Raw genomic sequence first — 11,600 nt, 5'->3', positions numbered from 1 at the left:
AAATTGATATTTAACGAAAATATCGTCAAGTAAATCCTCACCAGACATCGGTAACTTGGCCTGTTGATCGTCTTTGGAAAGAGACAACCATTCATCCAGCCAATACAGTAACTTCATTTATCCTCCATCTAAATTGCATTAAGCAATTGTATTAAAAATCTCGTTTTTGGTGTGTCGTCTCCCCAAACGGAGCGCTATCAATCCTCTTTTAAAAACCACTGTTTGGCTTGCTCTTGAAAGTAAGCAATATCTATCTTTTGATGATGGATAAATTGTTCTGCCATTTGGTTATAAAAATCTAACTGATTAAAATCGTGGGAATATAGGCCATGCCCCATTCCAACCACCTGAAAATGGATCAACTCTGGGTAACGTTTGGCATGCAGCCTATCGATATCATCGGTGGGATCATAAACAATATAACCTTGAGCATGACCAAGATCCTTATCATGATAGCTCCCTTCCCAATCAAACTGTTGAGCAATATCGGTACTCGAACGAGTATCCCACGGCACTCGTTTTTTATTTTTAGTACTGACGGGGAAAAATAGCAGAACATGATCAAGTTGAAGCAAGCGAGCAAATGCGCTAATAGCAAAACCGCCTCGGCTCCAGCCATAACCCAAACGGCATTGGAAAGGAGATAACAACGTCGATAACGGCTCAAGAAAAGCGATCAAAGCCGGGCTACGAAACCAATTGGTTACCCCAAGATGTTGAAAGGCAATAATATTGATGTTTTGTTGTTGAGCGAAATGATAACCCCAAGGGGCAAAATGCGGGTGTAGGTCTTGCTCCTGCACATTGGTACCAGAAGGGGAGAAAGTAAATAATAATGGCTTAGTAACATCCACCAACTCATACCGAACAAACACATCGTCAATAAGGCTATGTCCAGATACTGGTAGGCGGTCTTGCTGCTCTGGTTGAGAAAGAGAGCCCCATTCATTCAACCAGTACAGTAACTTCATTTCACTTTCCCAACTCAGCAACACCCGCCGCGCACTTTACCAAAAAAACGCTCAAGATGATATTTGAAATCAAAATACTGACGCCCTGCTAACTCGTACACCGAGTATGCCCGGTTTAACTACTCTCAAGTAATTTTGACACTTGCTCTACATTTTTACAGGTGAGTAGTAAGCGAGCATCGACGGGCTTGTTAAACATCTGACTGAGTTGTGTCGCAATGCTTTTGATATGTGAAGGCCGCAGCCCTGCTTGAATAAATGCAGAATGTTCGGTTAATGTCGTTGCCCGCTCCCCCAACACCTGCTGATAAACACCCAGGATCACTTGCCACGGTTGCGTTTTACTGGCTAAGCGTGCGTCCCGGCTCCTCTGATACCGTTCTTCTTCTACAACCTCTTCCAAGTGTTGATCCTTTATTGATGTCAACTGGGCAAGTAAAGCTCGTTTGTCTTTTTTCCCATTTGCCGACAAGGGAAAATGCTCAAGCGCAATAAAACGCTGTGGCATATGGGATGCAGGCAAACAGTGATGAATCATTTCTCGCCACTGAGTGACACTGAAAGGCTCTCTCTCACTGACATAAAACAGTGCTAACTCCGTATCCCCCGTGAATGAATCCACATAATCAATGACCGCTAAATCGCGAACTTTGGTGGCATTGAGCAACACTTTTTCCACATCTGGCAGTGAAATTCGTATTCCTCTTACTTTGACATACCCATTGACTCTTCCTGAAAAAATAAGGCAACCATCGTCTCGATAGTAACCCAAATCCCCGGTTTTAAAGGCTCGAACCCGCTCTCCTTCGGGGGTCGTTATCTCTATAAAATCATGCTGAGCAAGCTCGCCATCCATTAGATAACCAAGCGATAAGTTAACACCGCAAATCACCATTCGACCGATCACGCCCTGAGGGCAATGTTGATGTGCTTGATTAATGAGGTAGTACTGATTCCCGGGTAGCGGCTCACCATAGGGAATCAGATTGATATCATCATCAACCAGTTCATGCCAAATGCTCCAAATCGTGGTTTCGGTCGGCCCACCCAGTGAGAATAGTCGCGCTAAGGGTAAGCGTTCACGCAGTGTTTTAATGGTCTGCGGTTTGATGTAATCACCGCCCTGCGCTATCAAGCGCAGCGATTTCCCTTGAGACTCAGACTGACACGCCAATAACATTTCCAAAATAGCAGGAACCGAGCACCAGAGCGTGACCCGGTGACGATCGACTAACTCATTCCATTGCAAAGCATCTTTTTCTGCTTGAGGCGGAGGAATGACCAGCGATGCTCCGGCGCATAATGAACCCAGCACATCAAAAACAGACATATCATGATGAAACGGTGTCACTGACATTAATACATCACTCTCATTCACCTGCCATTTAGCCAGCGTTTGATACAACACATTGGATGTCGCTTTATTGGTGAGCACCACACATTTAGGCTGACCTGTCGTACCCGAGGTGTAGAGATAATAGGCAGGCTCCTCACTATCACTGCGTCTACTCAAGGTCTGTTCATCTAGCAAGTTTGCTCTTTGTTGCGCCGGTTGCATCAGTTCATTCAGTGTGACGCTATGATTCCGCCCCTTAAATTCGAGTGTTTTAACTATCGTCACCACCAAAGAAGGTTGGCAGTGAGCCAATAGATAAGCTTTACGCTCCGGTGGGCTCGCGGCATCAATCGGTACCCAAACGAGGCCTGCTAATGCGCAACTTAATGTAACCATCACGTGTTCTGCACTACGTGGCAAACAAATCGCTACAACATCACCGGATGTCATCCCTCTGGCGTGTAACTGAGCGATGATGCCCGACACCTGTTGTCCGAGCTGTCGATAACTCCAACACCGCTCTTTACAAATCAGCGCGGTACGATCTTGTGGCTGCCCAAACAAGCGTTCAGCTAACGTCACAAGAAAAGGAAACGGCGCAGCCGTCGGCGGCGTATCATTGAAACGATAGTGGCTTAAATCCAGCGCTTCACGGCTATACCACTGTAAGCTCTGGCGAGCGATCATCCCCAGAGCTGCACGTTTCCAGCTTTCAAGCCAAGCCCGAACTTGCTCCACTCCCAGCGCCTGTGTGACATAATCGGCACTCATGTGCAGATTTTTCTGTGCATCGTAAGTGAAACGAAAATCGATCGCTATCTGTGGTGTTTGCGTTAAGCCGTCATATTCTTGGATAGAATGATGTTTAGGTAACGTTTCCCACCCCAGCCCATTGGTGACCACAATAGGCAGAGGAATCGTCTGGGATGGCAGTTGGCTCAACAACAAACGGTTAAGGTCAACGCCAGAGAATGCAAGATGCGCCATCCCTTCAGCAATATCTCGCTGCACGCCCAGCGCTTGATGTTGGAAATCTTGTGATTCAAGAGAGTAGTTAAGCACTAAAAAGCTAGATTGGTTACTCAATTGACCGGTTTGAAATGGCGAAACGGGCAAACCGATACACAATGCGCTCTGCGGGCACCAAACCGCGACCGTCTGCATCACCAGTGTGGTCAATAAGCTATTTGGAAACAGCCGAGCCTCAGCGGCCAGTTTAAACAGAGCCCGCGCCTCTTCTCGACTTAGGGTGATCGTTTCTCTCGCATAGCTGGGCTGATAAATGGTATTAAGGGGCTGACGCCAAGGTAATGCCATAGGCTCTGTGACATGAGAGAGTTTCTTTTGCCAGTAATCTTGAGCAATACCGCGTTGCTCATCACTGGGATTTCCCACCATCAAAACGCTAGGCATGATGAGAGGTTGAGGTGTGACCTCGAACATACGAGCAAGTATATAAGAAATGGAGTGTCCATCCGAAATCAGTGCATCAAAACTCGTCAACACCATATGGCTAAAAGCGGTACAATCCTCAACATCCTCCGCCTCTTTTGGTAGTGACACAACCCAGACTTTCCACGGTGATAAGGATAAATCATGTCGATAATGCGACACCTGTTCGATCAGTTGATCCGCCTTCTGTCGAGCCTGTGTTCGGCTTAGATCTCGCCAATCACAGTGGGTTAAATTCACCAACGCCTCGTCACTCACCCACTGAGTTAAAGCACTCTCATCGATACGTGTTCGAAGCACTGGAAGGGTCTGCACCATCGAAGCCAGACGGGTTTGCAGCAGTGCAAGATCGACCTCACCACGATAAACTCTAAAATCCTGCATAGCGACCCCGCCTAATGCTAAGTGTTCACTACGGCCAACTAAATAAGCCTGTTGTAATCGAGTCAGTGGTTGCTCACTATGACGTTTTTCTTTGGCAGGAGAGATGGTTGGCTTAGCGGCATAAGGTTGTAACAGCGTCTCTGGATGCTCTGCAATATCGCTTAGCAAGTCAACATAACGCTCGAACAGAGCACGATAAAACGCTAACGGAACGCTATCAACGCGAACATCCCAATTAATCAGCACACCACTGTTGTAGGGTACAATTTGCGCATCAAGCAAAACATGCGCCCCCTGAGAGCTAGCCCATATCATGTCACCTAAGGTGTCATGCACTTGAGCGGAATACAGATCACCATCGAGATTCCAACCCGAAGTAAACACCACCGGTGAAGTTTGTAGACAACCTTGCCGACGAGAAAGGTCGCGCATCACGTTCACACCACTATAATGTCGATGTTCAAGACAGGCGATGAGTTGATGCTGCGTTTGTTGACAGTGTGTCAAAATCGACGCTGTTGACGAACAATGGGCACTGAATAATGTTAGGTTGGCAAAATCACCAACGGTATGACTAAACGCTTGGGGGCGTACAAAAAGCGGCACATTGATACGCAATGAAGGCTGATTCAGTGCATTGGCCAACACTAGGTTAAACAGGCTTAATGATAGATCCGTTAAACTGATATGGTGGTGAGTTGCCAACGCGGTTAATTTTTCCCGTTGCGAGGCATCTAACTGTGCGGCTAACCGCTCGGTATGCAGAAATGGCTGAGAGCCAGCCGCTTTGTGCTCAGGTAGCTGAGGCGCGGGCGCAATGTCATCTAATATTCCTTGCCAATATCGTCGATCACGGGCAATGAGTGCTTGCTGATCATCCGTCACAGACTGAGTCAGATAGCCTGAAAATGAGGGGGGCTTCTCTTGCGGGGATGATCCATGATACGCACGAACTAAATCTTCAATAATAATACGAAAACTGGGCGCATCTGCAGCAATCATGTCGATATCCACATGCAAACGAAAACCGTTGTCAGGCAGAAGTGTTAAGGTAAATTCGGCCCCTTGTCCTTGATTAAGCGCGAGTTTCTGATGCATTTTTTGCTTACGTAGTGCAGCGCCATCTCTTTCACATTCGGCCGCATTTTTTTCTCGCCAATCGATTAAAAACAATTGATGCCAATCAGACAGATCGCTAACTCGCCACTGGCCCTGTTCAGAAACCGTAAGCCTTAACATCTCATGTTGGCAAAACACGGTGTGTACCGCCTGTGTTAAACGAACAGTGTCGATTTCACGACCTTCAAATTCAATATAAAGATGAGCGGCATCACCAGTTAATGAGCTAGTAGGTTGCCGACCAATCCAATAGGCTGCCTGTAACGTTGTCATGTCATGCATGGTCATTTTTCTACGCCTCAGTTGTATTTTATTGACTGGCTATTATTGTTACAGACAAAACACAAAAATGACAATGGTTATCATTTGCATTAAATGCTTGACAACAAAATCAAGCAGTGCTGATAATCACCCAATCAATTTTTGATAATAATTATCATTTACACACCTATAAACCACCATCCCTCCAGGATACAGAGTCAGGTTGAGGAATATTCATGCCAATTTTCGACAATGTCATACGCTCTACTACCATCGGCCAATTGCCCTTTGTGGAAGCACTACTTAGCGATATCCCAACGAACGAGAAGCAAAGAGCGTTTATCAAACGACAACGTCACCAGATTGCCGCTATTCTAGAAGGTCAAGATCCAAGGCTGTTAGTGATTGTCGGCCCTTGCTCTATCCACGATCCTCAGCAAGGTTTAGAATACGCTCATAAACTTGCAGCGGTGCAAGCCCAGTATGCCGACCAACTGTTGATTGTGATGCGGACCTATTTTGAAAAGCCACGTACCCGTACTGGCTGGAAAGGTTTCATTGTTGACCCTGATTTAAATGGCACACACAACATGGTTAAAGGCCTTACGATGGCGCGAACTTTTCTACGTGAGGTGATCAGCCTTGAATTAGCAACCGCTACCGAATTTCTCGATACCCATCTCTATCCCTATTTGTGCGATCTGATCTGCTGGGGAGCCATTGGAGCCCGCACCACCGAATCTCAAATTCATCGTCAAATGGCATCAGCACTTCCGTGTCCAGTTGGATTTAAGAATGGTACCGACGGCAACGTCACTATTGCGATTGATGCCATTTATTCCGCGCAAACAGAACATGTGATGGCAATCCCCGGAACTCAAGGTGTACCAAACTTAGTCATGTCTCATGGTAACCCACACGGACACCTGATCCTGCGTGGTGGGAAAGTCCCGAACTATCATAGCCATGCGGTAATTTCCGTTGCCAAACAACTGGAAGAGAATGCACTTAATCCACGCCTTATTATTGATTGCAGCCACGGAAATAGTCTGAAAAAAGCGCACAATCAACAAGTAGTTGCTAACGATATCGCCACACAGTTGCGGGCAGGAGAAACCTGTATCGCAGGAGTAATGTGTGAAAGTTTTCTCAAACAAGGTCATCAGACATTAGGAAAAAATCCCCTGATACCGGGCCTATCAATCACTGACGAATGCCTAAGCTGGGAAAACACCTTATCCTTGTTAGAGACTCTCGCTCAGGCAATGAATGACGTAAAGAGCCAGCGCTACTCGACGGTTGCTTAATCTCAATGAGTATCTATCCATCCCAAACAACTTGGTATAGCAGGTAGTAAGCCAGTCATTGAAACCCCATGCGCATAGATAGACAATATGATAGATAGACGATGCGATTGGGGCCAATCAATATTGCCAGAGTACTGATGCGAATATCACCGACGCTTCAAGTGGTATTGGTGTTAGTTATCTAATGTCGCACCACCATCCACTCGCAAATCATGCATGGTGATGTGATTGGCGGCATCCGAGAGTAAAAACAAGATGGTGCGTGCAATATCAACAGGTTCGGCTATTTTTTGCAGCGGAATACCAAGGCGATAAGTGACGGCATCGCCAGAAATAGCCTGCGCTTCACCATAGCTCTCGGTCCATAATTGCATCTGCATATCGGTACGCGTTGAGCCCGGGCTAACAATATTACACCGCACGCCATAAGAGGCCAGCTCAATTCCAATGCATTTCACCAGCATATGCAATGCTGATTTCGAAGCACCATAAGCGCCCATATTAGGACGTGGGGTATTGGCAGCGTTGGAGCCAACAATCACCATCGAGCCACGCTTTGCCTCTTTCATTGAATGACTTAACGCCTGCATTAGATTGAGAATACCGAATGTATTGACCATGAATGTCTCATGTATCTGCTCAAATGGCATCTCGTGAATCGCACCTAAATGTAAAATTCCAGCACAGCTTACCAGATGATCGATAGGGCCATATTGCTGCTGAAGGTCGGCCATCATATCGGCAACCCTATCAATTTGAGCCACATCTAATTCTGCACATTGCAGTTGTTGCCCGTAACTTACGCGTAATAATTCCGTATTACTTAGTAAGGTTTGCATTCGCACATCCGTTGCTACCACCTTAGCGTTCTGCTTGAGCAATTGCTCGACCACACTCAAGCCAATTCCTCTTGCCGCTCCAGTAACCAATACGGTTTGATTGTTTAACGATACATCCATTTTTATAACCCTTTATAGAATTTGTCTCTCACCATTAATGATTGATTTAACAATCCATTTTTTACCAACAAAATGAGATCTTAACCTCAAAATAATAATGATACTTATTATTAAATAGCAATGATAATACTTATCATTTATGGCAATATAACTATATCGAGTTCCTGATGCATTGGCAATTGGCGCGGCTTCAACGTCATGAAACAGGAACATCAGGCTGCCGATATCATCAGAAAGGAAAAGAAGGGTTCCAAATGCAACGTCAAGTCATTGGCTATACAAAAATGGAAAATGAAGTGCTGAGCGAACAACTCGAATCAGCCCCATTTTTCTTTGCTTCTCCGACCCATACCATGATGGGCCTAGGCATCGAACAGGACATTCACCAACCGATCCGTTTTGCTCAATTAGCGGAGCAAGCGTATACCATGTTACAAGCGGCAAAGCGTCATGAAGCGGATAACCCCGTCCTGTTTGGGATCGTGCCATTTCATGAACAGTACCCAACACGCTTTGTTATTCCCAAACAACTATGGGTATCGAGCAGTACCCGGTGTTCTACTAATAGAATAAATAATCTGCCGTCAAACGCAAAAGTGATTTCCTCGCCTTCCGGTCAACATTACCGCCAAGGGGTCACCGATCTGCTCAATCTATTTGCGAACACAGAGCTGGCTAAAGCCGTGTTATCAAGAGCCATAGAAGTTGAAACGGATGCAGATATTCATCTACCAAACCTACTTCGCAACCTCTTATCCATCAACACGAAAGGCTATACCTTCGCCGCAGATATTACTCCCGGTATCAAATTAATGGGAGCCAGCCCTGAATTGTTGATCGCCAAAAAAGGCAACTCTGTGACCTCCAATCCCCTTGCTGGATCACGCCCGCGCACTTCAAATGAAGCGCATAATGAAGCGGCACGTTTATCGTTACTCAACACACAAAAAGATCTCTATGAGCACAGCGTAGTGGTAGAGGAAGTGGAACGTATTTTGAGCCAGTATTGCCACAATCTCTATACCCCGATGACACCATCGGTTATCGAAACACAGACCATGTTACATCTTTCTACCTTGCTAGAGGGTCAAACCATCGACACCAACCTCAACGTGCTTAGTATTGCCTCCCAGCTTCACCCTACCCCAGCAGTGTGCGGCTATCCTCGCGCTCATGCTTATGAAGCCATTCGTGCGATTGAACCATTTGATCGAGGCTACTTCACTGGCATGGTTGGCTGGTGTGACTCGCGTGGCAATGGAGAATGGGTGGTGACTATCCGGTGCGCAGAAGTGCAAAAAAGACAGATGAAGGTATACGCCGGAGCTGGCATTGTTAATGAATCAGAACCACAGCGCGAATTAGATGAAACGGGAGCCAAGATGAGCACGATTTTGTCTGCCGCAGGCATTCAACTCAATGAACAACTGACCGCCTAGGAAGTCCGATGAAAAAACCACCAGAACTTGACTACACACCATGGCCACAAGCATTAGCCGATCAATACCGAGCCCTTGGCTATTGGCAAGATAAAACCCTGCTGGATTATTTACGGGAAAGTAAACAAAAATACGCTGAATATGACGCGATTATTTGCGAACAACGTACCATCACTTACCGAGAACTTGTCGATAGTGCTGCACAGTTAGCCGCGGGATTTCATCGGATTGGCTTACAACGTGGCGATAATGTGGTGTTGCAAATGACCAACATCGCTGAATTTTATCAGTGTTTTTTTGCACTACTACAAATTGGGGTTCGCCCAATACTCGCACTGCCAGCCCATCGTCAGATGGAAATACGCTATTTCTGCCAACATGCCGATGTTAAGGCCTATTTTATTGATGGCCAAGCGACGACCTTCGATTATCAAGCGTTAGCCGCAGAGATCCTCCAACAATGCCCAAGTGTTAAACACATCATTGTCCGAGGTAAGGCCTGCGACCCCCGCTTTATTTCTTTGAACGAATGCTTTCAACCACCAATACAAGAACAGTATGCTCACGCCAATGACGTGGCCTTTTTCCAACTCTCAGGAGGAACCACAGGGACTCCCAAGCTGATCCCACGTACCCATAATGACTATGCTTACAGTGTTACTGGTAGCGTTCAGATCTGCCATTTTGATCACACGACGCGGTTTCTGTGTGTTCTGCCCGTTGCGCACAACTTTCCGCTCAGCTCACCGGGAGCATTAGGGGTGTTTTGGTCTGGAGGCTGTGTGATTCTCACCCAAGATCCCGCACCACAAAGTGCATTTGAAATGATTGAGCGCCATCGTGTCACCGTCTCTGCCTTAGTGCCCCCTTTGGCTCTACTATGGATGGACTATGCAGAAAAAGCCACACAGGACATTTCTAGCCTTGAGTTACTGTTAGTTGGCGGCGCTAAATTCAGTGAAACTGCCGCACGAGCATTACCGAAAAAGCTTCATTGCCGCTTACAGCAAGTGTTTGGTATGGCGGAAGGGCTAGTCAACTACACTCGATTTGAAGATAGCGAACCAATCATTGCCAGTACTCAAGGCCGGCCTATGTCACCCCATGATCAAGTTCGAGTGGTCGATGACGAAGGAAACGATGTAGCAATCGGTGAAGAAGGTTTTCTACTTACTCAAGGACCATATACCATTCGTGGTTACTACCGTGCCCCTGCACATAATGAGCACTCATTTACTGCTGATGGTTTTTATCGTACTGGCGATCTGGTGAAGCGTACCGCTGAAGGTCACATCATTGTCACGGGACGAGAGAAAGATCAGATTAACCGCGGGGGTGAAAAAATAGCCGCAGAAGAAGTAGAAAACTATCTGTTACGTCATCCTGCCATACACGATGTTGCTCTGATCGCCGTACCTGACGATTATCTTGGCGAGCGCAGCTGCGCAGTGGTGGTAACACGCTCAGAGCACACAATAAAAGCACTGGAACTAAAACGCTTTTTACGTGATCTCGGCGTGGCCGATTTCAAAATCCCCGATCAAATACAGTTTATTGATACCCTGCCCAAAACGTCGGTAGGTAAGGTGGACAAGAAAAGTTTACGAGCACTTTATAGCCAAACTTCACCGAAACAGCATCAACGAACAGGGGGAAATGGCATCAAAACCATCGTAAGAGCAGAGATCACGTGAGAAATACAATAAGCAAGCGCAGAAAACCCTGCGCTTGCTGTTTAGCCTAGTTGAAGCCGATCACTCAAACTTGTTTGGATTATGCGACCCACTGAGTTGTAGCCACTCTGGCAGATTAATGAAGTTTGAGATTCGGTCTCAGTACTCGGTTAATCCTTCCCACCAACATCATCAGTCCCGTTTTTATCACACCATGTAAAGCCATTTGGTGCATGCGATAAAGTGAAATGTATACAACGCGTGCAATACGGCCTTCAACCATCATTGAACCTTTGGTTAAATTCCCCATCAAGCTTCCAACGGTAGAAAAACGGCTTAATGAAACGAGCGAACCATGATCTTTATAAAGGTAAGGTTTCAGTTCACGACCATTGAGTTTAGCAACGATATTTTTGAAGGCTAAACTGGCCATCTGGTGCGCAGCTTGTGCTCTTGGTGGGACAAAAGAACCATCAGCTTGGGTGCATTGCGCTAAGTCGCCGATCACAAAAATATCATCGTCTCGCGTGGTTTGTAGTGTCTCTTTAACCACTAACTGATTAATTCGGTTCGTTTCTAGGCCCGCAATATCTTTCATAAAATCAGGCGCTTTAATTCCTGCCGCCCACACCATAATCGTCGCGGTAATTTTTTCACCGTCTTTCGTGGTTAAACCATCTTTTTCAGCCTGTGTCACCA

At 46.2% G+C, this 11,600-nt stretch carries 7 protein-coding genes and 1 pseudogene; 3 read left to right on the top strand and 5 right to left on the bottom strand.

Annotated features, from left to right (window positions below):
• From B7C60_RS19400 to B7C60_RS13765, 3 genes and pseudogenes are all read right to left on the bottom strand, one after another.
• Positions 1 to 117: pseudogene (locus B7C60_RS19400) on the bottom strand (cytosolic protein); the annotation flags it as partial.
• A gap of 80 nt (positions 118 to 197) precedes the next feature.
• Positions 198 to 971 carry a cytosolic protein gene (locus B7C60_RS13770; protein ID WP_099612160.1) on the bottom strand — a complete coding sequence of 258 codons (774 nt, stop codon included), beginning with the start codon at positions 969 to 971 and terminating at the stop codon, positions 198 to 200.
• 115 nt (positions 972 to 1,086) lie between these two features.
• Positions 1,087 to 5,550: an amino acid adenylation domain-containing protein gene (locus tag B7C60_RS13765; RefSeq protein WP_245869462.1), complete on the bottom strand. Its 4,464-nt coding sequence runs from the start codon at positions 5,548 to 5,550 to the stop codon at positions 1,087 to 1,089.
• Positions 5,551 to 5,759: 209 nt separating this feature from the next.
• On the opposite strand from B7C60_RS13765, the gene B7C60_RS13760 reads away from it, so the two are divergent.
• Positions 5,760 to 6,830, top strand: a complete 1,071-nt coding sequence (locus B7C60_RS13760; RefSeq protein ID WP_170887027.1) for a 3-deoxy-7-phosphoheptulonate synthase — start codon at positions 5,760 to 5,762, stop codon at positions 6,828 to 6,830.
• 173 nt (positions 6,831 to 7,003) lie between these two features.
• On the opposite strand, the gene B7C60_RS13750 is transcribed toward B7C60_RS13760, so the two are convergent.
• Entirely contained in the window at positions 7,004 to 7,789 is a 786-nt protein-coding gene (locus B7C60_RS13750; RefSeq protein WP_099612158.1) for a 2,3-dihydro-2,3-dihydroxybenzoate dehydrogenase, read from the bottom strand.
• Between the two features lie 254 nt (positions 7,790 to 8,043).
• Between B7C60_RS13750 and B7C60_RS13745 the strand changes: the two genes are divergently transcribed.
• Together B7C60_RS13745 and B7C60_RS13740 are read left to right on the top strand one after the other, a co-directional pair.
• Complete coding sequence (locus B7C60_RS13745; protein WP_099612641.1) at positions 8,044 to 9,228, top strand: isochorismate synthase; 1,185 nt, start codon at positions 8,044 to 8,046, stop codon at positions 9,226 to 9,228.
• Between the two features lie 8 nt (positions 9,229 to 9,236).
• Positions 9,237 to 10,922 carry a (2,3-dihydroxybenzoyl)adenylate synthase gene (locus B7C60_RS13740; RefSeq protein ID WP_099612157.1) on the top strand — a complete coding sequence of 562 codons (1,686 nt, stop codon included), beginning with the start codon at positions 9,237 to 9,239 and terminating at the stop codon, positions 10,920 to 10,922.
• A 115-nt stretch (positions 10,923 to 11,037) separates the two neighbouring features.
• Here the strand turns inward: B7C60_RS13740 and B7C60_RS19395 are convergent.
• Positions 11,038 to 11,600: NAD(P)/FAD-dependent oxidoreductase (locus B7C60_RS19395; RefSeq protein WP_245869460.1), on the bottom strand; the 563-nt coding region annotated here is incomplete at its 5' end.

Origin of the sequence: Vibrio fujianensis, assembly GCF_002749895.1 — a bacterium.
Lineage (GTDB): Bacteria > Pseudomonadota > Gammaproteobacteria > Enterobacterales > Vibrionaceae > Vibrio > Vibrio fujianensis.
The sequence above is the reverse complement of the archived record's forward strand: the minus strand, read 5'-3'. Positions and strand labels throughout refer to the sequence as shown.

Bases quoted from the DNA above. Each gene is read 5' to 3' on its own strand.
- B7C60_RS13770 (WP_099612160.1), bottom strand. From the start codon at position 971: ATGAAGTTACTGTACTGGTTGAATGAATGGGGCTCTCTTTCTCAACCA.
- B7C60_RS13765 (WP_245869462.1), bottom strand. From the start codon at position 5,550: ATGACCATGCATGACATGACAACGTTACAGGCAGCCTATTGGATTGGT.
- B7C60_RS13760 (WP_170887027.1), top strand. From the start codon at position 5,760: ATGCCAATTTTCGACAATGTCATACGCTCTACTACCATCGGCCAATTG.
- B7C60_RS13750 (WP_099612158.1), bottom strand. From the start codon at position 7,789: ATGGATGTATCGTTAAACAATCAAACCGTATTGGTTACTGGAGCGGCA.
- B7C60_RS13745 (WP_099612641.1), top strand. From the start codon at position 8,044: ATGCAACGTCAAGTCATTGGCTATACAAAAATGGAAAATGAAGTGCTG.
- B7C60_RS13740 (WP_099612157.1), top strand. From the start codon at position 9,237: ATGAAAAAACCACCAGAACTTGACTACACACCATGGCCACAAGCATTA.